The sequence below is a fragment of the Streptomyces sp. NBC_01264 genome (genome assembly GCF_026340675.1).
In the GTDB taxonomy this organism is placed as follows: domain Bacteria; phylum Actinomycetota; class Actinomycetes; order Streptomycetales; family Streptomycetaceae; genus Streptomyces.
In genome coordinates this window covers 15,381-40,658 of the sequence record NZ_JAPEOX010000006.1, presented here as the reverse complement: position 1 = coordinate 40,658, position 25,278 = coordinate 15,381, and the positions used below count along the sequence as shown (strand labels likewise).

General features: G+C 66.0%; 25 protein-coding genes and 5 pseudogenes. 16 read left to right on the top strand and 14 right to left on the bottom strand.

The genetic code is table 11. The annotated features are described in order from the left end of the window. Nucleotides 1-1,017: a glycosyltransferase family 2 protein gene (locus tag OG435_RS48075; protein ID WP_266888073.1), complete on the bottom strand. Its 1,017-nt coding sequence runs from the start codon at nucleotides 1,015-1,017 to the stop codon at nucleotides 1-3. 59 nt (nucleotides 1,018-1,076) lie between these two features. Then, nucleotides 1,077-2,291 carry a hypothetical protein gene (locus OG435_RS48070; RefSeq protein ID WP_266888071.1) on the bottom strand — a complete coding sequence of 405 codons (1,215 nt, stop codon included), beginning with the start codon at nucleotides 2,289-2,291 and terminating at the stop codon, nucleotides 1,077-1,079. A gap of 275 nt (nucleotides 2,292-2,566) precedes the next feature. On the opposite strand from OG435_RS48070, the gene OG435_RS48065 reads away from it, so the two are divergent. The 5 genes and pseudogenes from OG435_RS48065 (at nucleotide 2,567) to OG435_RS48045 (ending at nucleotide 6,583) form a co-directional block, all read left to right on the top strand. Continuing rightward, nucleotides 2,567-3,384 (top strand): IS5 family transposase gene (locus OG435_RS48065; RefSeq protein WP_266888069.1). Its coding sequence is split into 2 segments (ribosomal slippage): nucleotides 2,567-2,909 and nucleotides 2,909-3,384, totalling 819 coding nucleotides; the frame shifts between segments, so codons are not numbered across the junction. A gap of 209 nt (nucleotides 3,385-3,593) precedes the next feature. Beyond that, nucleotides 3,594-3,836, top strand: a pseudogene (locus OG435_RS48060) (transposase); the annotation flags it as partial. A gap of 122 nt (nucleotides 3,837-3,958) precedes the next feature. Then, nucleotides 3,959-4,675: an IS3 family transposase gene (locus tag OG435_RS48055; RefSeq protein ID WP_266888067.1), complete on the top strand. Its 717-nt coding sequence runs from the start codon at nucleotides 3,959-3,961 to the stop codon at nucleotides 4,673-4,675. A gap of 464 nt (nucleotides 4,676-5,139) precedes the next feature. After that, complete coding sequence (locus OG435_RS48050) at nucleotides 5,140-5,829, top strand: response regulator transcription factor (protein WP_266888065.1); 690 nt, start codon at nucleotides 5,140-5,142, stop codon at nucleotides 5,827-5,829. 262 nt (nucleotides 5,830-6,091) lie between these two features. Next, nucleotides 6,092-6,583 carry an ATP-binding protein gene (locus OG435_RS48045; protein ID WP_266888063.1) on the top strand — a complete coding sequence of 164 codons (492 nt, stop codon included), beginning with the start codon at nucleotides 6,092-6,094 and terminating at the stop codon, nucleotides 6,581-6,583. A 290-nt stretch (nucleotides 6,584-6,873) separates the two neighbouring features. Here OG435_RS48045 and OG435_RS48040 read toward each other — a convergent pair whose 3' ends face one another. Next, on the bottom strand, nucleotides 6,874-7,707 hold the full coding sequence (locus OG435_RS48040) for an alpha/beta fold hydrolase (RefSeq protein WP_266888060.1): 834 nt from the start codon (nucleotides 7,705-7,707) through the stop codon (nucleotides 6,874-6,876). Nucleotides 7,708-8,011: 304 nt separating this feature from the next. On the opposite strand from OG435_RS48040, the gene OG435_RS50510 reads away from it, so the two are divergent. Then, a complete protein-coding gene (locus OG435_RS50510) occupies nucleotides 8,012-8,284 on the top strand; it encodes a helix-turn-helix domain-containing protein (RefSeq protein WP_353962812.1) in 273 nt (90 codons plus the stop codon). A gap of 34 nt (nucleotides 8,285-8,318) precedes the next feature. Beyond that, a complete protein-coding gene (locus tag OG435_RS48035) occupies nucleotides 8,319-9,038 on the top strand; it encodes an IS6 family transposase (RefSeq protein WP_266888058.1) in 720 nt (239 codons plus the stop codon). 23 nt (nucleotides 9,039-9,061) lie between these two features. Here the strand turns inward: OG435_RS48035 and OG435_RS50290 are convergent, their stop codons facing one another. Next, nucleotides 9,062-9,370, bottom strand: coding sequence for a hypothetical protein (locus tag OG435_RS50290; RefSeq protein ID WP_323188065.1), 309 nt, complete (start codon nucleotides 9,368-9,370; stop codon nucleotides 9,062-9,064). Here OG435_RS50290 and OG435_RS48030 point away from each other — a divergent pair. Then, the gene (locus OG435_RS48030; RefSeq protein ID WP_323188058.1) at nucleotides 9,369-9,689 is read left to right on the top strand and encodes a glutamate-cysteine ligase family protein; all 321 of its coding nucleotides are present in this window, start codon (nucleotides 9,369-9,371) and stop codon (nucleotides 9,687-9,689) included. The genes OG435_RS50290 and OG435_RS48030 overlap by 2 nt on opposite strands. A gap of 40 nt (nucleotides 9,690-9,729) precedes the next feature. On the opposite strand, the pseudogene OG435_RS48025 reads toward OG435_RS48030, so the two are convergent. From OG435_RS48025 to OG435_RS47995, 7 genes and pseudogenes are all read right to left on the bottom strand, one after another. After that, nucleotides 9,730-10,266, bottom strand: a pseudogene (locus tag OG435_RS48025) (IS6 family transposase); the annotation flags it as partial. Nucleotides 10,267-10,534: 268 nt separating this feature from the next. After that, nucleotides 10,535-10,774, bottom strand: coding sequence for a glucose PTS transporter subunit EIIB (locus OG435_RS48020; RefSeq protein ID WP_266888056.1), 240 nt, complete (start codon nucleotides 10,772-10,774; stop codon nucleotides 10,535-10,537). A gap of 93 nt (nucleotides 10,775-10,867) precedes the next feature. Next, a complete protein-coding gene (locus OG435_RS48015; protein ID WP_266888054.1) occupies nucleotides 10,868-11,308 on the bottom strand; it encodes a hypothetical protein in 441 nt (146 codons plus the stop codon). A gap of 314 nt (nucleotides 11,309-11,622) precedes the next feature. Then, nucleotides 11,623-12,381, bottom strand: a pseudogene (locus OG435_RS48010) (transposase); the annotation flags it as partial. Between the two features lie 40 nt (nucleotides 12,382-12,421). Continuing rightward, the gene (locus OG435_RS48005; protein WP_266888051.1) at nucleotides 12,422-13,156 is read right to left on the bottom strand and encodes a hypothetical protein; all 735 of its coding nucleotides are present in this window, start codon (nucleotides 13,154-13,156) and stop codon (nucleotides 12,422-12,424) included. Between the two features lie 160 nt (nucleotides 13,157-13,316). Then, a complete protein-coding gene (locus OG435_RS48000; RefSeq protein ID WP_266888194.1) occupies nucleotides 13,317-13,748 on the bottom strand; it encodes a transposase in 432 nt (143 codons plus the stop codon). A 67-nt stretch (nucleotides 13,749-13,815) separates the two neighbouring features. Beyond that, nucleotides 13,816-14,070 carry a helix-turn-helix domain-containing protein gene (locus OG435_RS47995; protein ID WP_266888048.1) on the bottom strand — a complete coding sequence of 85 codons (255 nt, stop codon included), beginning with the start codon at nucleotides 14,068-14,070 and terminating at the stop codon, nucleotides 13,816-13,818. Between the two features lie 597 nt (nucleotides 14,071-14,667). Here OG435_RS47995 and OG435_RS47990 point away from each other — a divergent pair. Beyond that, nucleotides 14,668-16,143, top strand: coding sequence for an NF041680 family putative transposase (locus OG435_RS47990; RefSeq protein WP_323188038.1), 1,476 nt, complete (start codon nucleotides 14,668-14,670; stop codon nucleotides 16,141-16,143). A gap of 21 nt (nucleotides 16,144-16,164) precedes the next feature. On the opposite strand, the gene OG435_RS47985 is transcribed toward OG435_RS47990, so the two are convergent. After that, nucleotides 16,165-16,973, bottom strand: a protein-coding gene (locus tag OG435_RS47985; protein WP_430625872.1) for an IS5 family transposase whose coding sequence is annotated in 2 segments (ribosomal slippage) — nucleotides 16,165-16,625 and nucleotides 16,625-16,973 — 810 coding nt in all. Because the reading frame shifts where the segments join, the coding sequence is not laid out codon by codon here. Between the two features lie 364 nt (nucleotides 16,974-17,337). Between OG435_RS47985 and OG435_RS47980 the strand changes: the two genes are divergently transcribed. Then, nucleotides 17,338-17,784 (top strand): hypothetical protein, encoded by a 447-nt coding sequence (locus tag OG435_RS47980; RefSeq protein ID WP_266888044.1) that lies wholly within the window; start codon nucleotides 17,338-17,340, stop codon nucleotides 17,782-17,784. 28 nt (nucleotides 17,785-17,812) lie between these two features. Here OG435_RS47980 and OG435_RS47975 read toward each other — a convergent pair whose 3' ends face one another. Beyond that, a complete protein-coding gene (locus OG435_RS47975; RefSeq protein ID WP_266874687.1) occupies nucleotides 17,813-18,730 on the bottom strand; it encodes an IS3 family transposase in 918 nt (305 codons plus the stop codon). After that, on the bottom strand, nucleotides 18,727-19,035 hold the full coding sequence (locus OG435_RS47970) for a transposase (protein ID WP_266874686.1): 309 nt from the start codon (nucleotides 19,033-19,035) through the stop codon (nucleotides 18,727-18,729). Before OG435_RS47970 ends, OG435_RS47975 begins: the two co-directional genes overlap by 4 nt. 377 nt (nucleotides 19,036-19,412) lie before the next feature. On the opposite strand from OG435_RS47970, the gene OG435_RS47965 reads away from it, so the two are divergent. From OG435_RS47965 to OG435_RS47940, 6 genes and pseudogenes are all read left to right on the top strand, one after another. Continuing rightward, nucleotides 19,413-19,865 carry a hypothetical protein gene (locus OG435_RS47965; RefSeq protein ID WP_266888041.1) on the top strand — a complete coding sequence of 151 codons (453 nt, stop codon included), beginning with the start codon at nucleotides 19,413-19,415 and terminating at the stop codon, nucleotides 19,863-19,865. Between the two features lie 197 nt (nucleotides 19,866-20,062). Continuing rightward, on the top strand, nucleotides 20,063-21,439 hold the full coding sequence (locus OG435_RS47960) for an IS701 family transposase (RefSeq protein WP_266887788.1): 1,377 nt from the start codon (nucleotides 20,063-20,065) through the stop codon (nucleotides 21,437-21,439). A 297-nt stretch (nucleotides 21,440-21,736) separates the two neighbouring features. Next, nucleotides 21,737-22,380, top strand: a pseudogene (locus OG435_RS47955) (IS6 family transposase); the annotation flags it as partial. Between the two features lie 413 nt (nucleotides 22,381-22,793). Further along, a pseudogene (locus OG435_RS50885) lies at nucleotides 22,794-23,907 on the top strand (IS110 family transposase). A gap of 160 nt (nucleotides 23,908-24,067) precedes the next feature. Further along, on the top strand, nucleotides 24,068-24,571 hold the full coding sequence (locus OG435_RS47945) for a hypothetical protein (protein WP_266888039.1): 504 nt from the start codon (nucleotides 24,068-24,070) through the stop codon (nucleotides 24,569-24,571). A 169-nt stretch (nucleotides 24,572-24,740) separates the two neighbouring features. After that, on the top strand, nucleotides 24,741-25,232 hold the full coding sequence (locus OG435_RS47940) for a hypothetical protein (protein ID WP_266888036.1): 492 nt from the start codon (nucleotides 24,741-24,743) through the stop codon (nucleotides 25,230-25,232). The last annotated feature ends 46 nt before the right edge of the window (nucleotides 25,233-25,278 follow it).

The following is a 25,278-nucleotide window of genomic DNA, read 5'->3' as shown; positions in this document are numbered from 1 at the left end:
TCACGGACTTACACGATCTTTCAGACACGCTCCAGCGAAGTCGCTCACCTGCTGCTCCTCGGCTGTGTCGTGGGCGACGGCATAGGTGGGTCGGGCCTGGACGGCCGTGTAGATGCGGGCCAGGTACTCGCCGAGCAGGCCCAGGCAGAAGAGCTGGACGGCGCCGAAGAACAGCACCGTGATGACCAGGGAGGTCCAGCCGGGCAGGGCCTTTCCCAGGGTGTAGACGGTGATCGTCCAGGCGAGGAACAGGAAGCAGACCACGAGGCTGAGAGCGCCCATCGCCGTTGCCAGGCGCAGCGGGGCGGCCGAGAAGCCGGTGATGCTGTCGAGGGCCAGCATCACCATCTTGCGAAGGGGGTACTTGGTGGCGCCGGCCACGCGTTCCTCGCGCCGGTAGGTGATCTGTCCACTCGGGAAGCCCAGTGAGGGTATGAGCAGGCGGTAGACCTGCCGCTGGTCTGGCAGTTCTTTGAGACTTTCCAGGACCGGCCGGGACAGCAGGCGGAAGTCGCCGACCTGGGCCGGGACGTGTGCCCCGACCGTGCGGCGCACCAGCCGGTAGTACGCGGCTGCGGTCCGGCGCTTGAACACGCTGTCGGTGGAGCGGTCGGCTCGGACGCCGTAGACGACGTCCAGCCCCTCCGCCCGGGCGAGGGCCAGCATCCGCGGGATGGCCTCCGGCGGGTCCTGGAGATCGGCGTCGATGCTGACCGCGTAGGAGCCGCGTGCCCGGTGTAGCCCGGCGGTGAGGGCCGCCTGGTGGCCGCTGTTGCGCCGCAGGGACACGACACGCAGTTGGGGCCAGAGCACACGCAGGTCTTCCAGCATCCGGGCGGTCGCGTCGGTCGAGCCGTCATCGACGGCGAGGACCTCATACGGTTCACCGCACCCGTCCAGGGTGGGCCGCAGCCGCGCGGCCAGCGCGGTCAGGGCCTCTTCCTCGTTGTACATAGGGACGACGACCGAAAGTGTCAACGGTCCCAGGTATGTCTCGTCGTTCGCGGCGGTCGTCATGCGGGACTCTCCGGGCGGTGGTATGTCAGGCGGGTTACTGGGGACGGACGCGGTCGGAACTACACGAGGACGCCGGAGAAGAACATCGCTCCCAGCAGGGCGTACTGAACGGCGCACAGAGCCAGCAGCACCACCTGGACCCATCGGGGCATGCGCGGGACCAGGATGAGCGCGACGAACATCTGGGCGTGGTTGCGGTACCAGGACATCTGCGCGTCGGCGAGGAACGGGGTAAGGAAGACGCCCACCGTCAGGATCAAGGCGGCCCACTGCTCGACCTCCAGGCGCCGGTGCCGGACGAGCTGGACGACGGCCGTCGCCACGACGAGCAGGACGAAGAGGACATTCAGCCAGAACTGGGTGTGGTGCGCGGCCTGGCTGTGCTCCACCAGCCAGGGCAGGTGGCCCTTGGGTCGGTACCACTCGCTGAACGGGACGCCGTAGGCCTTGGCCATCGCGGAGAAGGGCTCGTGCAGGCCGCCCTGCTTGTAACTGGACTCCTGGATGATCTCGTACGCGTCCCACTTGCCGGTGGCCTGCCACATCAGCCATTTGGCCCACAGCACGCCGCTGCCGGCGATGGCCGCCGCTCCCGCGCCCTTGGCGCACCGTACCGGCCAGGGGTCCTTGCGCCAAGCGAAGAGCACGCTGGCCAGCAGCATGCCCACGGCGACCGCGCCGACGAGATGACAGGCTGTGGCCACGAACCCGCTCGCTGCGGCGATGACCCAGGACCCGCGTTTGACGCCGACGACACAAGCGAGGAGGGCGAGCGTGCCGGTGGCGATCGGAAAGATCGCATGGAAGTAGATCCCGCCGGGGAAGACCGCACCGATGGCTAGCGTGAGGCCGGTGGACCAGCTGAGCTTGCCGCCGAGCAGCCACCACAGCACCGCGAACATGCCGAGCAAGGCCACTTCGGTGATGACCACAGCGGATATCTCGTACGACAGCCCAGTGGCGGAGAACGCCCGAACCATCATGGGATACCCGGGGAACCAGGCCACGTTCCCGCACATCACATCCGGGAAGTTCGGGTAGCGCTCATGGCACCAGAACATCTCGTAGCCGGTCTTGGCGATCGACAGGTAGTGCTCGGAATCCCATCGCCGACGCCCCGCCGTGGACCAGTAGGCCACGCTGGAACCGTCACCGGCGATGGAGGCCTTGGCGATCATCCAGGTGATCAGGTTCGAGACGAGCCAGGCGACAGCGGGAGGCAGCAGAAACCTGCGCCAGTCACGGCGGAGTACGGACGTGAGCGACTCGATCATCACGCGGTGGCGAACAGAAGGGCGCTTCTCAGAGGCATGAACATGAAGGCGGCCCCCTTCGCGGTCGTGCACCCCGTTCTCGTAGCCACGGTGAATGAACATGCTCCCGTGGCCGCCCGATGGCGGAGGTGTGGTGTGGTGCGGTCTCTACAAGACTCGGCGAGATCGGCCGGGTGGTGTCTCCCCCGACTGACGGACGCGACGGCGGGTTCCCCGGCCCGCCAATCGGCTTACTTAGACCGTGTCCTATGTGGTGAGGCGTCGTTGAGCTTTGCATGGGGCGGGGTACTTGGAGTTGGATTGTTCCGGACGGGCTGTGGGATATCGCGGAGCCGCTGATCCCGCCCTCGAAGGTGCGGGCGCAGGGTGGCGGAACTGCGGATACGCCTGATGAGACGCTGTTCGCAGCGATCATCTACGTGCTGGTCAGCGGATGCGCTTGGCGGTCGCTGCCGCCGTGCTTCGGGATATCGAAGTCGACCGCCCACCGCAGGTTCCTGGTCTGGTCGAGGGCTGGAGTGTGGGGCCGGCTACACGAGGAGATCCTGCACCGCCTCGACGACGCCGGCCTCCTCGACCTCTCCCGCGCAGTCCTGGACTCCGCCCACGTCCGCGCTAAAAAGGGGGCGAACTCACAGGTCCGAGCCCCGTGGACCGGGGCAAGCCGGGCTCCAAGATGCACGTCCTGTCGGATGCGAACGGACTGCCCCTCCTCGTCGGCATCAGCGCCGCCAACACCCACGACAGCCTCGCGCTCAAGCCCATGATCACGGGCCACCAAACGAGACACGACCCCCATCGTGGCCGCTACTTCAAGCCCCGGCGCCTCCACGCCGACAAGGCCTACGACATTCCCCACCTGCGAAAATGGTTACGCGGGAAACGGATCGGGGTCCGTATCGCACGCAAGGGCGTCGAGTCATCGGAACGACTCGGCCGGCGCCGGTGGGTGATCGAGCGGACCATGTCGTGGCTGACCGGCTACCGCCGCCTCAACCACCGCTACGAACGCCACCCCCGCAACTACCTGGCCTTTCTGAGCCTCGCCGCAGCCATCTGCTGCTACAAACGGCTCGCCCGCCTCACCACATAGGACACGGCCTAAGCGACCTGCTCCGACCGGGAGCCCCGGGCCGAACGCACGCCAGGGGTCCAGTGAGCCAGCCCTACCACCACGCCGATGCAGACTTCTGGAGGAACACCAAACTGAAGCTTCCCCTTGGTCTTGGACACCTGGAGACTGGGACGTGAGGTTCCAGAGGAAGTAGTGCCGGGTGGGAAACAAGTACACGAAGCGGTACCCGGCGGGACGCGATCGCGCTCGTCTGTTCGTCGGGCAGGACGGTGACGGAGGTCGCCCGGGAGCTCGGGGTCAGCCCGGAGAGTCTGCGCAACTGGGTCCGCCGCGATCAGGCCGACCGCGGCGAGGGGGCCCCGGGCGAGCCGACCAGCGCCGAACGCGAGGAACTGAAACGCCTGCGCAGGCAGAACCGCGAGCAGCAGCAGACCATCGAGATCCTGAAAAAGCGACGGCCTTCTTCGTGAAGGAGAGCGACCGGTGAGCGAGCTCTACCGGTTCATCCACGCGGAGAAGGTCTGCTGTCCAGTGTCCCTGCTGTGCCGCGCGGTGAAGATCGCCCGTTCCTCCTACTACGCCTGGTGCGACGGTGAAGCCGCCCGCCAGGCAGCCGACGACGCGCTCGCCCACGAGATCACCGTGCTCCACATTGCCTCCCGCAAGACCTACGGCGTCCCGCGGATTCACGCCGGGGCTACGGCGTCTGGGCCGGAAGGCGAACCGCAAGCGCGTCGCCCGGATCATGCGGCAGGCCGGCATCCAGGGCGTCACCCGCCGCAAACGGCGCTCACTGACCCGCGCGGACAAGAAGGCCCGGCCGGCCCCCGACCTGATCGGCCGCGACTTCCACGCCGAAATCCCCGGCACCAAGCTGGTCGGCGACATCACCTACCTGCCCACCGCCGAGGGCTGTCTCTACCTCGCCTGCTGGCTCGACCTGGCCACACGCGAGATCGTCGGCTACGCCATGGCCGACCACGAGGGGCCCTCGAGGGTGAAACCCCAGGCAGGCCAGGGTGTCCTGGGGTGCGTGGCGGGCCCACTGCCCGATCGCGGCGTAGGAACGGGCGCCGGCCAGCGGTCAAAGCACCGAGACGAGGCTGTGAAGCCGACCCCGCCGAGCGCGTGGATACGGCAGGCAGGCCAACCGCGCCGCCGTGCCGGGAAGCTCACGCAGTTCACGCGAGGGCGACTTGAACAGACAGGCGATGTCAGACTGACGACACATCGGAGCTCCGGTGATCGGGTGACTTGGTCGGTCCCCTTGATCATCGGAGCTTCGATGCATGCCCAAATGCCGTACTGAAGGTTCGTCACATCCCTGTGACCAGCAGGTTCGCCAGGCCATCAGGACTATGAATCAGCCCTGCGCTCAACCGGCCCCCAACGCACGGCACTTTCAGTCCTCATACCGCCCGCATGCCCGAACCGACAGATCGTCAAGCAAGGCTATAAAAATCGGTACCTGGCACGGTGAACTCCAGGACACAAGCTCAGAACTGACTCAAGTCCGTTGCCTGCCTGGAACCTCGACGGGCAAGATTCGTACACATCTGCCGACCTGGTATGACAACGGATTCACTTGGCGCCTTCCCGGATGCGCGTTTACTCATCCCGCCTCCTGCCTGACTTGGGAAGCTTCAGAGATGAGATCGATATGCGCGCGAGCCCGGCAGTGCCACGTGGCCACCCCCATGCGAGCAAGCGGGTCCATTTCGCCCGTCACCTGGTCGGCAACTTGGCACGAAATACTGCTACCTCAACAGCCCATTGAGGCGATTCCCTCCCTTTTGGAGCCACCCCATACACCCCTCCCCCCGTGTCCCTGCCAGGATCCGCGTCCTCATCGCGGACGACCACCCCGTCTACCGCAGCGGTCTCCGGAGCGTTCTGGCCGGCGGCTACTCCTTCGAGGTGGTGGGGGAATACCAGGACGGGCAAGCCGCCCTCTCCGCAATCCGCGAGGTCAAGCCGGACGTAGCCGTTCTCGACTACCGGATGCCGTTGCTCAACGGCAGCCAAGTGGCTCGGGCTCTGTCAGAAAAAAACTCGCCCACCAAAATACTCATCCTCTCCGCGTTTACAGAGGCTGCCATCGTCTACAAGGCCCTGCAGGACGGCGCTTCCGGCTACCTCACGAAGACAGCCGAGGCGGACGAGATCGCCCGGGCAGTCATGGCCTGCTCCCGAGGCGAGACTGTCCTGCCCTCCCAACTGACAGCCGCTCTCGTTTCCGAGATACGGATCAGAGCCGAGGCGCGCCGCCCACACTTGTCCGATCGGGAAACGCAGATACTGGAAATGCTGGCGGCAGGCATGTCCACCCCCGAAATGGCACGCACCATGTTCCTCGCACCTTCAACAGTCAAATCCAACGTGCAGCACGTCTTGGGCAAACTCGGAGTCTCCGGCCGTTCTGCGGCCGTCGCCGAAGCCATGAGGCGTGGAATCCTCACCTGACCTCGATTCTGCAGCAGGGTTGGGTCGCTTGGCGTGGCTACGCCAAGCCTGGTTCCCTGCTGCCGGACTCATGGACCGGAGGCTTGCGTTCCGAAGGGGGGAGGCGAGTGGGGGATGGGCGGACGCCCTCGCAGACCATTCCTCACCCCCTTCCACACCGCCTTATGGCCGATGTCTGAAGAGAAGCCTTCCGCTGTCATGAAGGGAGGATTTACCTTCCGCGTCGACCTGACGTCGCCGTGCTGCTTGAACGAGGATGGCCATGAGCGCCAGGACCTTCACCACCCCACCCGTAACCCTTCGCCTGGCCGGGCGTGACGAGCCCGTTCGCGACGCGAGAAGAATGGTCTGCGGCCTGCTTGCAACGTACGGCCTCTTGGCCTGCGAGGAAGCTCGTAGCCGAGCCGATGACATCCTGCTGGTGGTCTCCGAGCTGGTCACCAACACCCACAGGCACGCCGACGGAGCCGAGGAGATACGCGTTCAGTGGCAGGACGGACAGCTGACGGTGGAAGTCGAAGACACCTCCGACGCACCGCCCGAGGAAATCGCGGAGGCAGCGCGGGGTGAAGCCGGCGGATACGGCTACCAGCTGATCACCGCCCTCACGGACCGCTGGGGCGTCACTCCCCGAGACGAAACCACGCCCGGGACAACGCCACGGGGCGGCAAAACGGTCTACGCCGTCTTCACCCTCACGCGGTCACTGTGCACGACCCTCGGCCCTGCACCGAACGCCATCACCTCCCCGTGAGCCAACCAGCCCGGACAAAGGAAGGGGAGAGTGCAGCGCAGCGCTACCCCACGACACCGCCGCCCTGCACCCGGTTGCCGCCTGCCGGTGCGGGACCCGGGCAGCGTGTTAGCCGGGAACCGACCCCGCGACTCTAGGTAGGGCTCGGGCAGCGGCACATCGGTGGATCGCACCGGCGACATACCTAGTCCATGCGCCTAGTCCATGCGCCTAGTCCATGCGGGCAGGAGGCTCCACCAGTCGAAAGGGTCCGCCGGAGAGAACTCCGGTGAACCTTTCCGGCCACAGCACTAGCGGCCGGGCTGGGATTCGATGGTCCTGGTGGCCTTGAGGATCACCTGTGTCACTGCATCGGGGCGGGAGGCCGCGACAGCATGAGCGGCCTTCACCTCAGTGGTCTGGGACTTGGCCCTCTGGGCCATGAAACGCTGGGCAGCGGGAGGGATCGCCTTGTCCTCGTTGGCGACGAGGTACCAGGAGGGGATGTCCCGCCAGGCAGCCTCGGCGCTCGGTTCGCCCAGGCTCGACGCTTCGACTGGCCGCTGGGTCGCTGCCATGACGTCGGTCTGGACAGCGGGAAGGTCACCCGCAAAGGCTTCGCGGAACTTGTCGGGCTTGATGTAGAGATCCGTTCCGGCACCCCCGTTGGCGTTCGTGTAGGGAAGGGTGGTGGTGGCGTTGGGAAGCTCACTTCCGGGAAATGCGCCGAGAATGTCGTTCGCGCTTTCTCCCTTGTCCGGAGCGATCGCAGCAACGTAGACCAGGCCCTTCACCTGCGTTGCACCAGCAGCGGCATTGCTGATCACCTCACCGCCGTACGAGTGACCGACGAGGACGACAGGGCCGTCAATCCCCCGGAGAACACTCGCAAGGTACGCGGAATCCTGCGCCAGGCCACGCAGGGGGTTCGCAGGAGCGATCACGGCGTAGCCATTCCCCTGAAGCTGTTGAACCACGCGGCTCCAGCTCGAGGAATCCGCGAAGGCCCCGTGCACGAGCACCACCGTGGGCTTGACGGCTGCCACCCTTTCCGTACCCTTCGCTGCCGCCGATCCGGCGGGAGCCACCATGGCCGCGATGACAACAGCCGCCCCGAGGGAGGTGGCTATTCGATTGACTCGCATATCAATATCTCCTCACAAGATCCGTTGCGGCACATCGTGTCGGAGAAAATCCAGCCCGGCATCCCCCATTGGCGCTACCCAAAGAGAGTAGGTATAAAGACAAAAAAATGCGCCCCACTTGTTGGATGCAGCCAAAAAACAATGCACATTCAAGCCAAAACCAAGGACTGTTGACGAATATCCCGCCGATCGCGTTTTCGTGTATGAATGTGGTGATTTGCCTCGATTCATCAGCGGTACTGTTTTTTATAGCCTTGCTTGACGATCTGTCTGTTCGGACATACGGGCGGCATGAGGACTTCAAGTGCCGTGCGTTGGGGGCCCGTTGAGCGGGAGGCGCGGCGGATGCCAGACCGCCGGCCTGTTCGATCAGGTTGTGAGGCAGGCGGAGGTCGCCCGGTTGCTGGGGGTGTCCGGGCAGGCGGTCGGCCAGTGGCACACGGCGTGGCGGGAGGGCGGTCGTGAGGCGCTGGTGGCGCGGTCGGACCGAACTCACTTCCATCTGACGGAGCAGCAGGAGCAGGAGTTGCTGCACGAGCTGCGGCATTGTCACGTTGTCGGTGGGGGTCTGGGATGATCTTCGGGTTGTCCGTCTGTGGAGGAAGCCTGTCGTGTCGCCGAGCACGCCGTCGTATGCGAATCACCGCTACCCGGCCGAGATCATCGCGCATTGTGTGCGGCTGTACTTCCGCTTCCCCCTCTCCTTACGCGAGGTGGAGGAGATGATGCTCGAGCGGGGCGTGATCGTCTCCTACGAGAGCTTCCGCCGCTGGTGTCGAAAGTTCGGCCAGGCCTACGCCACCGCCCTGCGCCGCAGGCGCCCGCAGGCCGCCGATAAGTGGCACTTGGATGAGGCTTTCGTCAAGGTCGGCGGGGTGCGGAAGTACTTGTGGCGTGCCGTCGATGCGGACGGCAACGTGCTCGACATCCTGGTCCAGAACCGGCGTGACAAGGCCGCGGCCAGGCGTTTCTTCCGTCGGCTTCTCACCACCACCGGGCAGGTCCCGAGGGTGATCGTCACCGACAAGCTGAAGGCGTACGGGGCGGCACACCGTGAGGTGATGCCCTCGGTCGAGCACCACGCGCACAAGGGCTTGAACAACCGGGCGGAGAACTCCCACCAGCCCACCAGACAGCGCGAACGCGCGATGAAAGGATTCCGCAGCATGGGGTCCGCGCAAAAGTTCCTGTCCGCGTTCACCGGGATCTCACCCCACTTCCGAACCGGACGCCACCTCACGACCGCCCGCCGCCACCGCCTCGAAATGACCGTCCGCTTCACCATCTGGAACCAGATCACCGGCGTCGCCGCCATGCCCTCCGCGGCCTGAGCAACCAGCCGCCGACGGCTTCTTCACGCCCTCAAACGATCACACCACCGACAACGTGACAGCACCGGCAGCAGGGGCAAGACCGGGTAGACCGAGTCCAGAGGCCGGTTCTGCCATTCGTGCATGCCCTCGAACACCTTGTGCTTCTCATGCCCGAGGTGGTCGGTGATCTCGCCCTCGAGGGCGGACTCGAGGATCCTCTGAGTCAGCTGCTGGAGCAGTCCGCCCTCGCCGGCGCGCAGGAAGTACAGACCGAGCTGCTCCAGGCCCAGATCGAGGTGCGACAGCCTCTCGAAGGTCGACGGACACCTGCTGCGGCTGCGGCACTCCATGGCCTGGCCTGGCCTGGCCGCCGAGGCAAACGGCTGCCGGCTTGCCACGACAGGGACCGCTGCGATAAGGGACACCGGACCCGTCCCGGTGACGCCCACCGCGCGATACGTCGGCATGCGGTCCTGCGCTCCGCAGCTTGTCCAGGAGCGCCTGTTCAACGGCATGCACGTCCACATCGGCATTCCAGATCGGGAAGCGGGTGTGGAGGTCCTCAACCGCATCCGCGGCTGGCTGCCGGCGCTGGTGGCGCTGTCCGCGAATTCGCCCATGTGGGACGGGTACGGGCACTGTCACATTGTCGGCGGTGTGATCGTTTGATGGTGTGTCAGGGTGTGCTGAGGCCTGGTGGTGGCGTGGTTCAGGCTGCCGCGGACATGCCGACAGTGCCGGTGATGTGGTTCCAGATGGTGAAGCGGATCGTCATTTCGAGGCGGTACCGGCTGGCGGTCATGAGGTGGCGGTGGGATCGGAAGTGGGGTGAGATTCCGGTGAAGGCAGACAGGAACCCCTGGGCTCCGCCTGGGCTGCGGAAGCCTTTCATCGCCCGTTCGCGCTGCCGGGTGGGCTGGTGGGAGTTCTCCGCCCGGTTGTTCAATCCTTTGTGGGAACGGTGTTCCACCGAGGGCATCACCTCACGGTGCCCGGCCCCGTACGACTTCAGCTTGTCGGCTCCTCACCACCACCGGGGCACAGTCCCGGTGGTGGTGAGGAGCCGACGGAAGAAGCGCCTGGCCGCAGCCTTGTCCCGCCGGCTCTGGACCAGGATGTCCAGGACATTGCCGTCCCGGTCGACGGCCCGGTACAAGTATTTCGACGTCCCGTTGATCTTGATGAAGACCTCGTCGAGGTGCCATTTGTCGCCGGGCTGCGGGCGTCGCCGACGCAGAACGTTGGCCTAAGGGTTGTCCCGCAAATGATCTTTGAATCGTCCAGGGAGCCGGGCGGCTGCAAGTTCCGGGATCGGGTAGGTCGCGAGTACCCAGCACAGCCTGGCCGTCGGCAGGCTGCGTCTGTGGGAATGGGCAACACACCCCAAGATCACCCGAGCGATCCGGCCGATATCCGAGCAAATCGCTTGGTTCTGGGGCATCGCAGACAGCTCACCCCCTCCGGGAACTTGAAGTCGCCCTGGCCTCGGGGTCATCTCCGACTCAGAGTCAAGGTCACATGCAGTCCTGAATCTCCACCGCGATCGCGTCCGATTGCGTTCCCATCACAACCTGAGCAGAATTCCCCAACACTACGACACCGAACGCCCCAGCCCGCTTGAGGGCACTCTTATCGATAAGCGCCGGATCCTCAACCTCCACTCGAATCCTCGTAATGCAGCCCTCGATATCGGCGATATTTTCCACACCACCAAGAGCATTGACGACAATTTCAGCAAGACTCGCAGAAGGCATTCTTTTCTCCAGGATTCGAGTGCAACATTTTAATTAACGAGAAGTTCCACAACGGCCACAGATGTTCGGATCGACTTCCAGGTCGAGGAGAGCTCACGCGACGGGAACTATGGCCATCGCATACGCATCCGAGGCGACTATCTGTTTCACGTGCTCTTCAACTGGCACTCCGGCAGGAAATTTTGCATACGAGACATACAGGCATACGTAGCGCTCACGCCAGCAGGCGTCGCGCCATTCCCTGAACGCTGGATACTCGACCCGCTCATTCCCTGGCAGCGCAAGATGCGCCCACCCGTCACTCGTCAGCTCGAACACCAAGTTTCCCTTTAGGTGCCTGGTCAGCGCGCCCGGTGCAGGATCCATCCCCAAAGCCTTGGCTACGGAGGGCATGAAATCCGGTTCGCTTTCCACCTCAGTTTCTGCGAGAAGAGCGTAGGCAGGGACGCTGCCCCCCGGAACTGCTGATGTCCAGCCAGCCATGGCCAGCCGGCCAAAGCACCCACCAGCCAGGGTACTAATCTTCACTTCCACCGCACTCACTCCCTCTTCAGCAGGCACTAAAGAGGAACTTAAACGCTGCACGAAGCCCACACAGGTGCACTAGAGGCCGACTTACGGGCAATCATTCATGCCTGCAAGGGAGGACTCCGACAGTGATGCGGATATTCTTGACGAGGCTGAAATTTCCCAGACCAGTCGACGATCACATATAGCACCGGGGGAAGATCCTGCTCCCTACGATTTCATGGCACACGCCAGGAATGGACTGCCCTAAGGTTTGTCCCGCAATTGATCTCTGGAGCATGGTCGGCTGCTTCGCAGAGATGGGACTGAGCCTGTTGCTCGGCCCGGAGGAGGTTGTGCAGGCGGGCGATGCCGAGCATGGCGTGGTGGACTCCGTCGCCTTTGAGGCGGCAGTCGCGCAGGATCTTCCAGGTCTTCATGCGCGCGAAGACGTGCTCGACGCGGGCTCGGACCTGCTTGTGGGAGCGGTTGTGCTCACGCTTCCAGTCGCACAGGTCGCCGCCAGCAGGACGGCGATGGGGAATGATCAGCCCGGTTCCCGGATAGCCGCCGTCGGCAATCGTTGCAGTCCTACCGACGGCGGCTTTTGCCGGACTCGGACCAGGCCTTGCAGTCGTTGCGGTTGCCAGGCATCGGACGACCCACGAGAACGACCTGGCGGCTGTCTGCGTCGATGAACACCTGGTGGTTCGTGGAGTATCGATAGTTCTTCGACTGCTCCGCGATCGTGTGATCGCGGGTGGGCACGAGAGTGCCGTCCACGATGAGCACGGTGCCCTTGCGGAACCGCTGCCGCTGCTTGAGCGCGAGCAACGGTGCCGTGCTGGTGACTATCCGGTCCGCCGCGGACTTCGAGATGCCGAACAGGGGCGCGATCTGCCGCAGCGTCAGGTTGGTTCGCCAGTAGACGGCCACAGCAGGACCCGATCCTCAAGCGACAGTGACCACGGGCGCCCCCGGCTTACCTCGTCCGCGCCCTCACGGCGAAGGACGGTGATCAGCTTGCAGAAGAGCTGCGGGCTCAGCCCGGTGAACGGGACTATCCGCGAAGGCTCCGAAGCCATGATCACACCAGCCATACCAAGATCATGGCAGGCGAAGATCACGCCTTTCCCCAGCTCAGGAAGTTTCCAGCGCTGGGGGAAGGTTCGCGCTCGTGTAGGCGTCCGCGACGCTGAACACACTGGCGCAAGTCGGGCACTCAGCACGGCCGAAGAGGTGCCTGATGCCCTCCGCGATGCGCTGTTGCCCGTCGCGGACCGCAGTGGCGTGCATCCAGCGGCCGGGGTCAGGAAGCCCCTCCACTTTGGCCGGCAGCAGCTCCCGCCGCTCGACGTCGCCGCGATCCCAGTCGCGGATGGCCGAGTAGAAGCCGTAGTCCCCGATCGCGATGGTCACCTCCGCCACGCAGTGCGGACAGGACACCGTGTAGAAGTCGTCGGCGAAGTTCTCCAGGGCGGCACTCCAGTGGTACTGCCCCGCGAGCGCGAGCAGATCACCGAAGACCCGGTGGTACTCGGCAGGGCGGCTCCGCAGTCGCTGGTCCGCCAGGTCGCGCAGCCGGCTGAGCACCTCTGGACGGCCCGCGAGCAGGACTTCCCCGTCAGGATGCTGCAAAGTGCCGCGCGCGATGGCGCCCGCCAGTTCAAGAGCCTGCGCAGTTGCGGGGGCCAGGCCAGCCAACCGGGACAGAGCGGCAAAGCTCGCCGGCGAGACAGTCTCACCGTGTAGGCATAGACGATCCCAAAGCTCCTCCCATGCCTCGGGAACTTCCTCCCGCTCGACCAAATCGAGAAGCACCGGCACTCGCTCAGTCTCCCCGTGGGCGTCCACCACCTGCGTCCAGTCCGTCACCACTGCATTCAACCGCTCCCGGAGCCCCAGGTGTCAACTAGCCAGAGGGCGGAGCCGCACTTTCCCTTGATCATTACGGGACAGCCCTTAGCCCGCCTCTGCCACCGGCGATGGCACGCCCACTCCGACACCACACCATGATCAGAAACCACGCCAGCTGCTATCTACAGCTGCCGTAGCTGAGCGCGGCGTCGGCGGCGTCTGCCAGCTCCCGGATCGAACGGAATGCGCGGTTCGCGAGGAGGTCCTTGACGATCTTCCACATGTGTTCCACGGGATTCAACTCGGGCGCGTAGGGGGGCAACTGGACAATCCTGGGCCAGCGCTCCTGCCCCGCAGCCCACTCACGTACCTCGGCGCTGGTGTGGCTGGAGTAGTTGTCCCATACGAGTGTGACGGGCTCGCCGAGGCGGGCGTGCAGCATGGTCAGCAGGAGCGGGAAGTGCTTCCTGATGTACCCTCGCCGCTCTTGTGCCACACGAACAGCCGCGGTTCGGATCCGGGCCGGCAGGCCACGCACGCCACTATGTTCTCCCGGTCCCCGCGCGACCCGTTCAACTTGATCACCGGGGTGACGCCCCGCTGCCCCCAGGTACGCCGCACGACCCCGATGAGCGCCGCCCCTGACTCGTCCTCGAAGACGATCCAGCGTCCCTCGGTCACGGCCTGCGCGGATGGGATACCGCCGGCCACGTCCTCGTGCGCCATGCGGCGATCGCCTCCTCGTCCCTCTGGAGGGCCTGCGTCTTCGGCACCTGCCACGACCAGCCCAGACGGTCCATGAGGTACCACACACCCGGCACCGAGAACCGCACCCCGAACCTCTCCTCGATCACCCACGCGATCCGCGACAGCGTCCAGCCCTGGCCCTCCCAGCCATGCGCCGACGCCCCCAGCCGCAGCAGGCACAGCAACTCATGCTCCTGCTACTCCGTCAGATGGAAGTGAGTTCGGCCCGACCGCGCCACCAGCGCCTCAGGACCGCCCTCCCGCCACGCCGTATGCCGCTGGCCGACCGTCTTTCGGGACACCCCCCAGCAACCGGGCGACCTCCACCTGCCTCACACCCTGTTCGAACAGACCGGCGGCCCGCATCCGCCGCGCCTCCCGCTCAACCAGCCCCGAACGCACGGCATTTCAAGTCCCCATGCCGCCCGTATGCCCGAACCGACAGATGGTCAAGCAAAGCCATAAAGATCAGTACACCACTCCAGGGGACATGACCCCAATCCCCACCACCCCGGAACCTGCAGCCGCCCTGCCGCTGGGAACGCCGCACCGAACTCCACGCCGCATTCGCCTCCCTGACTTTCAGCCTCATCTGCTGGCGACGCCTCAAACAAGCCCGAATCATGATCGTTTTACAAGCTCTTAGCTTGAGTTTTATCCTCGAGGGTCGAATCGTTCTTCGAACTCGACCACTCGTGGTGGTAACTCCCGTACGGCAGGGCGGCCTTCGTCTGATCCTGTGCTCCGTCACAGAGGCACGAAATCAGCCGAAGGCCGTAGGGGTGAGTCTGCTGTATCACGATGTCCAGCGGGAGCCGTTCGGGGTGTTGTCACGCTTCCGGACGGAGTTGTACGCGTCGATGACGGCCCGTGGCGACGCACTGTTCGAGTTGACCGACGCGGTGCTGTGTGCGGACGGTCCGGTGAAGACGCTGGTCGGTCTGGCACTTGCGCCGGAGCACCGGCGTGGCCATGGAGCCCTGTATGCCGGGCTGAATCATGGGCGACTGGATGTGGGCCGGCTACGGAGGGCCCTGGTCTCTGTCCCGCTGCCGAAGGCGGCCGACGGCCGTCTGGTCCTGGCCGTCGATGTCTCGCCGTGGTTGCGGCCGGATGCGGACACCGCCCCTGAGCGGTGCTTTTGCCATACCTACGGGTACGGCGACAACAAGCATCTGATGATCCCGGGCTGGCCCTACCAGATCGTGGCCGCTCTGGAGACGGGCCGGACCTCGTGGACCGCCGTGCTGGACGCGATCCGGATCGAGCCGGGCGCCGACGTCGCCGCGGTTACCACCGCCCAGATCAGAGAGGTCGTCGATCGCCTCGTCGAAGCGGGCCAGTGGCGGGAGGGCGATCCCGACATCATGATCGTGGTCGACGCGGGCTATGACGCTCCGCGCCTGGCCCACCTGCTGGCCGACCTGCCCCTCGAGATCCTGGGCCGGACGCGATCGGACCGGGTGATGCGCCGGCCGGCGCCCTCCCGCGAGGAATTCCACCGGGACCACCCCGCCGGCGGACGCCCGCCCAGGCACGGAGGCGAGTTCGTCTTCGGCCGGCCGGACACCTGGGGCGGCGAGCAGGCGGTCACCGTCACCGACACCCGCCGCTACGGGAAAGCGACCGCGCAAGCGTGGGACCGGCTCCATCCTCGGCTGACCCGCCGGGCGGCCTGGATCGACCATTCTGCCGAGCTGCCCGTCATCGAGGGCACCGTCATCCGCCTGAAGGTCGGGCACCTGCCCTCGGGCGGAGACCCGAAGCCGGTGTGGCTGTGGTGGTCCAGGACCGGCGCCACCGCGGCTGACGTCGACCGCTGCTGGCAGGCCTTCCTGCGAAGGTTCGACGTCGAGCACACATTCCGCTTCTGGAAGCAGACCCTGGGCTGGACCCGCCCCAAGCTCCGCAGCCCCGAGGCCGCAGACCGGTGGACATGGCTCCTGGCTGCCGCCCACACCCAGCTCAATCTCGCCCGGCCGCTCGCACAGGACCTCCGGCATCCCTGGGAGAAGCCGACCCCACCCGAACGACTCACCCCCGCCCGGGTCCGACGCGGGTTCAGGAACATCCGAACCGCCACTGGTTCACCAGCCGGTGCACCCAAACCCGCCCGCCCCGGCCCCGGACGGCCACCCGGATCGAAGAACCGGCACCCCGCAGCACGCCACAACGTGGGAAGAGTCCTCGTCACAGGCCAGCCCTACCAGCGACCCGCCCACCACAAGGTCGGCACCAAACCCCGCCGAACAGGATAAAACTCAAGCTGAGACGTCATCTCATTTGGTGAGCCGGCGGTAGCAGATGAGAGTGCAGGCGATGCTGGCGAAGGCAAGGAAATGCTCGGCTTTGCGTTCGTAGCGGCGGTGTAGGCGGCGGCAGCCGGAGAGCCAGGCCATGGTGCGCTCGACGGTCCAGCGGTGGCGGCCCAGCCGCTGCGAGGATTCAACGCCTCGGCGGGCAATGCGGTGCCTGATTCCGCGTTCACGTAACCATCGCCGCAGGTGGGCGTAGTCGTAGGCCTTGTCCGCGTGGAGCTTGCCGGGTCGGCGCCGTCGGCGTCCGCGGCGTGAGCGGATGGGCGGTATGCCACGGACAAGGGGCTCAAGGGCCTGGCTATCGTGCAGGTTGGCGCCCGAGATGCCGACGGACAGGGGCAGACCGGTCCGCTCGGTGATCAAGTGGATCTTCGACCCGAACTTGCCCCAGTCGACAGGATTCGGACCTGTCAGGTCCCCTTTTTCAGGGCCCGCATGTTCACGGAGTCGATCGCGCAGCGAGACCAGTCCAACTCGCCGCGGGCGCCCAGTTCGTCGAGGACCAGGCGGTGGAGCTTGGCCCACACCCGCGCTTTGCTCCACTCGGTGAACCGCCGGTGAGCTGTCGCCCCCGACGGCCCGAACGATGCCGAAGGCACCTGCTGCCAGGTACAACCCGACGTCGCCACGAACACGATCGCGGCAAGCACCTCCCGGTCGCCGTGCCGGCGCCGACCACCGCCCTGCGGCCGCGACGGCGCCTGCGGCACCACCCGCTGGAACAGCTCCCACAACTCGTCCGGCACCAGCCGTTCAACGATCCCCACCATGGCCGACAGCCTACCGCGAAGCCCAAATGAGATGACTTCTTAGAGATCAAGCACTAGGCCCTTCTTGTGGCTTGTCTTCGCCATCTCGTGTGTCTGGCTCCTGCTTCGGCAGTGTCGTCTGCGATGGCTGCGCGACCCGGCGCGGAGCGTTCAGGGGCGTCTGCCGAAGGTGTCGCGGCTGTGGTGTGGAGACGCCGTGGTTCCTCCCCGGGCTTGCCGGGGTGGCTTGTTTCCATGCACAGGTTTCGCAGTGTGAGAGTCCAACTGGGGGATTTACCAAGCCAGTTGTCGGCATATGGTTTTCGGGATGGCAGGACACACCCCCGTGTCCCGCAAGACCCCCGACTTCTAAGAGAGGTTGACCGTGCTCAGAGTTCGCAAGTTAATCACCGGTGCAGCGATTGCGGCTGTGGCCGCCGGAGCGATCGGCATGGGTACCGCCACGGCAGCGCTGGCGGACTCCGAAGGTCCGCAGCAGTGTGCTGTTCAGTCGAGAAACGTATCGGTGACCGGTGATGGTTACGCCCTGACCAATATCCGTGCCGACTACCGCACGGATGCCCCGAAGAAGAACGCGTTTGCCTCCTATTCGCTCTCCGGCGCGCCGCAGGCGTGCGAGGGCGGCGAGTTCTTCGTGTTCGACATCCTCACCAGGCGCATCGTGCCGATGCAGGACGGGTCGATGAGCGTTCAGGACTGGCAGGATGTCCGTTTCGCCGTGCCATCCGGGATGCGCCTCTTCCAGGTGATGCATGGCGACTCCGACGACCCGTGGAACGCCACGTTCGTCGGCTCGGTCACCAAGCTCTGAGGTTCCCCCGTTGTTCGGGAGTTGCTGATTAGCTGGTCAGGAGGGGTTGACGGGTGTTCAGGTTCGCTGGTTCGGCCGTCGCCTGGTTGGCGTAGTGCTTCTCTTCGTACTCGATCGGGCTGAGGAAGCCGAGCCGTTCCTGGATGCGACGGGAGTTGTAGAAGCCATCGATGTACTCGAAGAGCGCGAGGTTCGCCTCAGCCCGGGTGGTGAAGGTCCGGCCACGGAGGCCCTCGGTTTTGATGAGCATCCAGAGGTTCTCCGCGAGAGCGTTATCGTATGAGTCGCCGATCGAGCCCATGGACGCTTCAACTCCAGCTCTCATTAGCCGGGTTGTGAGCTTGATAGACGTGTATTGACAGCCGTGGTCCGCGTGATGAATCAGCTGGCCGGGCTCGACCTCGCGGGACGCGAGGGCGTACTCCAGGGTGGTCAGCACCAGGTCGGCGTCCGCGCGGGCGGAAGTCTCCCAGGCGACCACCCGGCGGGAGAAGGCGTCGCGGATCGCCGAGAGCCACAGAGGCCCCTCACCGGTGGAGATCATGGTGAGGTCGGTGACCCACAACCGGTTCGGAGCCGGTGCGGTGAAGTCCCTGTTGACCAGGTCCGGGGCCAGGGTGGCCTTCGGGTCCCGGCGCGTGAAGCCCTTGCGCCGTGGGCTGACCCCCGCGATGTCGGCCTCGCGCATCAGGCGCTCGACCCGCTTGCGGCCCACGTGGACACCCTCACGCTTGAGGACGGCGTGTACCCGCGGCGAGCCGTAGTTGCCGCCGGAATCCGCGTGGATCTCTTTGATCCGCTCGGTCAGCTCGACGTCACGGCGCCTTCGCTCGCACGGCTCGGCCTCTGCACGGCGCCAGCGGTAGTAGGTGGAGGAGGGGATGTGCAGTTCCCGAAGTACGCACTCGACTCCCAGGCACGGGTGCTCGTCAACGAGCGCCGTCACCTGGGCCGGGTCGGGTCGAGTTGCGCCGCGAAAAACGCCGAGGCCGTCCGCAGTACGTCGTTGGCCCGCTTGAGCTGGACATTCTCCTTGCGCAGGGCCGCGAGCTCGGCGCGTTCGTCGGTGGTGAGCCGGTCATCGCGTTCGCCGGCATCCGCCTCCGCCTGGCGGATCCACCCGCGCAGGGCCTCGGGATGCACGCCGAAGTCGACAGCCAGCTTCTTGATCTGGGGCTTCGGCTCCGCGGTGCGATACATCCGTACCGCACGCTCACGCAACTCGAGCGAGTATTTCCGGGGTGCAGCCATGGCCACTGGTCCTCTCATGAGTCCCATCTGACCCGATGTCAACACTCTCCGCATCCCGGGGGAACCTCACTCCTGCACACCAGGAACTCCTGACCGGCGGCCGTGCGGCCGTCAGGAACGCTCCGTTCCGGCCCGGTCGACGGCATCAGCGAAGTAAAAGTACCCGTCTCACACACCGAGAGAATGAAATGAAACTCAGGAATCGTGCCATCACAGCCGTGGCAGCCGCTGCAGTGATTGCAGGCGGAGGCGCTTCTGCTGCTTTCGCTGCTCCTGCTCCTTCCTCCGCGTCTGCCTCGTACGCCAGCACCCTCCAGGGAACAGAGCTCGTCAACCTGGAATGGACCCTGGTACACACGCTCGGCGGAATCACCCACATGCTCAAGGTCTCCGAGGACCCGCAGGTGGAACCTGGCGGCGTCTACTTCCTCTACAACCCGGACACGCAGTCCAGGGCCGGCTCGTTCATATTCGGCGGTGACGTCGCACGCCCCACTGTGCGCAACTGGAGGAGCGCTGTCTTCGCCCCCGACCTGAGCGTCCCCCGTACTGAAGTGCGCTACGGCAGCACGCAGGATCCCTCTGCCGCACGGGTCGTTGCCAGCGTGACCAACGGCTGGATCGGCGAGCTCAGCGTAGGGATACAGACCTTCACCGGGTCGGCCGGAAACCCCCAGGCAGCTCTCGCCGAAGCCCGCCGCCTGATGTCGGCGGCCGTGAAGCAGGGTCGGTTCAACGAATGCACCGAACTCGCCGCCACGTCCAGCTGGGTCAAGCTTCCCGGCCGCCCCGCGAACGGCACGGCCACCGTCACCGCATCCTGCAATTAAAGGATGCTACAAAGGACACGTCCGGGGCATTTCGCCTGTATGGGCGGGCTGAGCCGGTGTGGGTGGAGATTTGAGTGACCTCGAAGTTCCGACACCTGAGCACTGACACGGCAGCTGTAGTTCCGTCGTTGTCGCTGTTCAGGGACTTGCTGGGGTGGGTGCAGGCATGGGTATGGCTACCGTGATCATGAACGTTTGTGACGACGTATCGAGACGCGGTGGCCGTGGAGGCCACGGTAGCCGAGAAGGCGTGGGGCGAGGCCTTCGGAAGGGCGATGAGTGTGGTCGCGGGCTGTTTCGTGCGGCGTGAGGCACGGGCGACGGCGGCGGAGCTGGTCACGGGGCTGTTGCTCGAGGTGGACACGCGGAACTGCTGGACTCTCGGGCAGGCGTTGGGACATCCGGGGCCGCACCGGTTGCAGCATCTGCTGTCCCGGGCCCGGTTCGATCACGATCTGGCCCGCAGGGAGATCGCCGGTCTGCTTGCCGGTGAACTCGCCGGGCAGGAAGTGGTGCTGGTGGTGGACGAGACGGGCGATGCGAAGTCGTCCACGGACTGCGTGGGGGCCGGCAGGCAGTACTCGGGGGCGATCGGCGGTGTGGGTCTGTGCCAGGTGGCGGTCCACCTGGCGGCGGTCACCTCGACCACGAAGATGATCCTTGACCGGGCCCTGTACCTCCCGGCGGACTGGGCCGCGGACGAGGAACGCCGCCAGATGGCCGGGGTGCCGGAGCACGTCACCTTCGCGACGAAACCGCAGCAGGCACTGGCCATGGTCACCGACGCACTCGCCACGGGGATCGAGGCCCGCTGGTTCGCGGGCGACGAGGTGTACTGCGGACGCGAACTGCGCCGGGGCATACGCGCGCTGGATCTCGGCTACGTGGTCGGTATCCCGGCTTCGTACCAGGTCACCGACGGGGCCGGCCACCGGCGGGAGGCCCGCAAACTGGTCAACAGGGTGCGGCCCGGGCAGTGGATGCGCCGGCAGACCGGGCATGGCACCAAGGGCACCCGGGAGTACGACTGGGCCTGGCTCGACGTCCGCCCCGACGACACTCCCGACCAGAACGAGAACGAGAACGAGAACGGGGCCGGGGCCGGGGCCGGGGCCGGGACGAGTGTGTTGGTCGCGCGGCGGCACCGCTACACCGGTGAGGTGTCCTTCTTCCGCTGCTGGGCGCCCGGCGACGTTTCGCTGGCCACGCTGGTGGAAGTGATCTGCCGCAGGTGGCGCATCGAGGAAGCCTTCCAGCTCGGCAAGGGCTTCACCGGACTCGACCAGGGCCAGGTGACCTGCTGGAACTCCTGGATGCGCTGGTCACTGTTCTCCCTGATCGCCGCCGCCGTCCTCGCCCTCACCACCGCAGCCGTCCACGAAGACTCCGAGCCGCCGCCCGGACTCGTCCCGCTGACCTGCCCCGAGCTCATCCGTCTCCTCCGGGCCCTTGTGCTACCCCCACCAGCCCGCGACCGTGACCACGTCCTGCACTGGATCGCCTGGCGGCGCCACCACCAAGCCGTCGCGACCACCCGCCACCAGCAACGACACCACCGCCACGATCAGCCCTGAACCAGAACTACAGCTGCCGTGACTGAACCCTAGTCATCCCGGCTCTGATGGGATGACTGCGCGGGGTCAGGCAGGCCGAAGGTGACGTGGCAGGGCCCCTGGTCGCTGGAGTGCTGACTTCACTCATCACACCAGCGCCCGAGGGGCCCTGTTGGTTCGGTATGGCCTTCCCCTCATTTAGTGTGGAGTCGTGATCTGATAAGGACTTGAGGGTGGGGAAGCGACGTAGCTATTGAGTAGAAACTGCTTGATTGCTTACTCGATGGGGCCTTGTCACGTTGTCGGTGGGGGTCTGGGATGATCTTGGGGTTCTCCGTCCGGGGAGGGGAACCGCTCGTGTCGTCTGTGGTGCCCTCGTACAGGAACCACCGCTACCCGGCCGAGATCATCTCCCACTGCGTGTCTGCGTGTGGCTGTACTTCCGCTTCCCGCTCTCCTTCCGCGAGGTGGAGGAGATGATGCTCGAGCGCGGCGCGATTGTCTCCTACGAGACGGTCCGCCGCTGGTGCCGCACGTTCGGCCAGGCCTACGCCAACGCGCTGCGCCGGCGCCGCCCAGAGCCCGGCGACAAGTGGCACCTCGACGAGGTCTTTATCAAGGTCAACGGGGTGCAGAAGTACTTCTGGCGGGCGGTCGATGCCGACGGGAACATCCTAGACATCCTGGTGCAGAACCGGCGGGACAAGGCTGCTGCCAGGCGTTTCTTCCGCAGGCTGATGAAGGCCGCCGGGACGGTGCCGCGTGTGGTCGTCACCGACAAGCTCGCCTCCTACGGGGCCGCGCACCGTGAGGTGATGCCCTCGGTAGAACACCGCGCGCACAAGGGGATCAACAACCGGGCGGAGAACTCCCACCAGCCAACAAGGCAGCGCGGACGCGCAATGAAAGGCCTCCGCAGCCCCGGCTCCGCGCAGCGGTTCCTGTCCGCGTTCACCGGGATCTCACCCAATTCTGGCCCCACCGGCACTTGATGAGCGCCAAGCGCCACCGCTTCGAAATGACCGTCCGCTTCACCATCTGGAACCACATCACCGGGTCCGCCGGCATGTCCGCCATGGCCTGAGCAACGGGCCACGCAAAGCCTCGACACACCCTGACGTACCTTCAGACGATCATGCCGCCGACAACGTGACTGTGAGGATGTAGGTGCTGCTTCGGGCGGTGGTCTGACCCGCAACGTGACTGGCCATGGTGCCTTGGTGTTGATCTGTCGGCCATCGCTCGGGTGGTACTGCTGCCGCCGGGCAGAGGGGTGTGTCCCGATAGGGGCCTCGCGACAGGCACCGTCACAGTCTTGGCCGCCCCCGGCCCGGCGACGGCCACCGTTCCCGAGGCGATCAGGAGACCAGCAGCCTTGCCCAGCATCCCGCACCCCGCCGTCCCGTGTCACATCCCGCACCAGCGCACCGAAGAGATCGTGCTCGGCGTCGACACCCACAAGGACCTCCACGCCGCGGCCGTCATCACCGTCCTCGGTGCCATCGTGGACCGCCGCAGCTTCCCGACCACGGCCGAGGGATACCGCCAGCTCACCGCCTGGGGCCGCTCGGCCGGCACGCTCCGACGGGCCGGGGTGGAATGCACCGGCTCCTACGGCAAGGCGCTGGCCCGTCACCTGAACGCCGAAGGCATCGAGGTGACCGAGGTCAACCAGCCCGACAAGGCCGCCCGGCGCCGCCACGGCAAGACCGACGCCGTCGACGCCGAGGCCGCCGCCCGCGCGGTCCTCTCTGGACGCGCCACCGCAACCGCGAAGACAGGCAACGGCCCGGTCGAGACCCTGCGCATGTTCAAGATCGCGAAAGGATCCGCGGTCAAAGCCCGAACCCAGGCCATCAACCAGCTCAATAGCCTTCTGATCTGCACCGACCCGGCGCTGCGCGAGGACCTCGCCCGACTGGCCAACCCCCACCTGATCCAAACGCTGCGCCCGACTCGACGACGCGCTCGACCACGGCCCTGCGGGCGCCGCCCGCCACACCCTGCGCCTGCTCGCCCGCCGCATCCAGCATCTGACCGAGGAGATCGACGACCTGGTCAAACGGATAACCCGGGCCGTTAACGCCAGCCGTCCCGGCCTCCTCGACGTGCGCGGAATCGGACCCGACAGTGCCGCCGCCCTGCTCATTGCCGCCGGAGACAACCCCGAGCGCCTCACCAGCGAGGCCGCCTTCGCCGCCCTGTGCGGAGTCAGCCCCGTCGAACAGCCCTCCGGCAAGACCCAACGCCGCAGACTCAACCGCGGCGGCGACCGCCAAGCCAACGCCGCCCTCTACCGCGCCGCCCTCTCCCGCCTCCGCTGGGAGCCACACACCCAGCACTCCCTGCAACGACGCACAGCAGAAGGCAAAACCAAGCGGGAGATCATCCGATGCCTCAAACGCCACGTCGCACGAGAGATCTACCGACTCCTCATCCCCACCACGACGGCAACCAGCCCCGCGACACCCGCTCCACCCACACCTTGACATCCATAGGGGCATCAACGCCCCTCCGATGGCTCCCTCCGGTCGCCGTCGGCCGGTGTCGTAGGGAGGATCGCCGGAGAGCCCTCACCGCCACCCCGCCACCGGGACAACGTTGGAGGGCATCGGCTGCCCGAAACCGGGCGTGAACAAGGTGAGGATCATGATTTCTGTCGCTGCGCGTGGCGCCGCCGCCGGGCTAGTACTCTCCACGGCCGCCCTTGCCGGCCCGGCCCTCGCGGCCGAAGCCGCGGCCGGGGCGGGCAATCCGAAGCATGAACCCACGTTCACGCTGACCTCGGTACTCGTCAAGAGCACCCGCATCGAACGCTCGGCTGACCAGGGGATCGGCAGTCAGATCCTCACCACCGCCAACCTCACCAGCGACCGCGACGCCGTTACCGGGCAGGAGGCGACCATGTGCGTCCAGATGACCGGGCCCGCTCCCTTTGCGGGGGGCGAGCTGTGCAACGGGACCTGGCGACTGAGTGACGGAGAGATCAGCTGGCAACACTACGAGCCGCCCCACGCCGCCCCGCCCACCGGCTTCGACATCGCCATCACCGGTGGCACCGGCGCCTACTCCACCGCCGCCGGCTACGCCCACATCATCCGCACCTCCTTGGACGGACCGGGCGAATATCAGGTGTTCCTCAAGAAGCGCTGAAGTCGCGGGAGGGCGCCGCACTCGAGCCTCGATGGCCCCTCCCGGTTCGCCCCCTGCCTCCAACGCAGCGAAGCTCGACACCAGTAGAGCCTCCACGTGCTGTTCCGACCCTGTCGCGGCTGTGGAGGGCTGATCGCCGCTCGAGAGCGGCCCGAACCAGGTGAGGATCATGTTCTCTGTCATTGCATGGGGCGCCGCCGTGCTCGTACTGTCCACCGCCACCCTCGCGGGGCCGGCCTTCGCGGACGAGGCTGAAGGCCAGACGGGCAAGGCGAAGCCGGGTGCCGAAGTGTTCACGCTGAACGCGACGAATACGGGCAGCACCCATATTCCGAGCAGTCAGTCGGACGGCATCGGCAACCGGCTCCTGGTCACTGCCAACCTTGCCCGCGATGGCGACGTCGAATACGGGAAGGAGGCGACCGTGTGCACTCAAGTGACACCGACCGTCGCCGAGGTGTGCCAGGGCAGCTTCCGCCTGCGCGACGGCGAGATCAGCTTCCAGCACTTCGCGCCGCCCCACACCACTCCTCCGACCGACTTCGACGCCGCGATCACCGGCGGCACCGGCGCCTACTCCACCGCCCGCGGCTACATCCGCACCGTCCGCACTTCACTGGACCCCGGGGGCGGCGAACACATCGTCCACCTCCAGCGCTGACAAGCGGGAGTCCGCATCCTGAACGGCTCTTGTGTCCGGGCGGGGC

Coding starts and splice junctions, on each gene's coding strand:
- OG435_RS48075 (WP_266888073.1), bottom strand. CDS start 1,017: ATGACGACCGCCGCGAACGACGAGACATACCTGGGACCGTTGACACTT.
- OG435_RS48070 (WP_266888071.1), bottom strand. CDS start 2,291: ATGATCGAGTCGCTCACGTCCGTACTCCGCCGTGACTGGCGCAGGTTT.
- OG435_RS48045 (WP_266888063.1), top strand. CDS start 6,092: ATGAGCGCCAGGACCTTCACCACCCCACCCGTAACCCTTCGCCTGGCC.
- OG435_RS48040 (WP_266888060.1), bottom strand. CDS start 7,707: ATGCGAGTCAATCGAATAGCCACCTCCCTCGGGGCGGCTGTTGTCATC.
- OG435_RS48030 (WP_323188058.1), top strand. CDS start 9,369: ATGGCCTGGCCTGGCCTGGCCGCCGAGGCAAACGGCTGCCGGCTTGCC.
- OG435_RS50290 (WP_323188065.1), bottom strand. CDS start 9,370: ATGGAGTGCCGCAGCCGCAGCAGGTGTCCGTCGACCTTCGAGAGGCTG.
- OG435_RS48020 (WP_266888056.1), bottom strand. CDS start 10,774: ATGCCTTCTGCGAGTCTTGCTGAAATTGTCGTCAATGCTCTTGGTGGT.
- OG435_RS47970 (WP_266874686.1), bottom strand. CDS start 19,035: ATGGCTGCACCCCGGAAATACTCGCTCGAGTTGCGTGAGCGTGCGGTA.
- OG435_RS47965 (WP_266888041.1), top strand. CDS start 19,413: ATGCTCAAGGTCTCCGAGGACCCGCAGGTGGAACCTGGCGGCGTCTAC.
- OG435_RS47945 (WP_266888039.1), top strand. CDS start 24,068: ATGATTTCTGTCGCTGCGCGTGGCGCCGCCGCCGGGCTAGTACTCTCC.
- OG435_RS47940 (WP_266888036.1), top strand. CDS start 24,741: ATGTTCTCTGTCATTGCATGGGGCGCCGCCGTGCTCGTACTGTCCACC.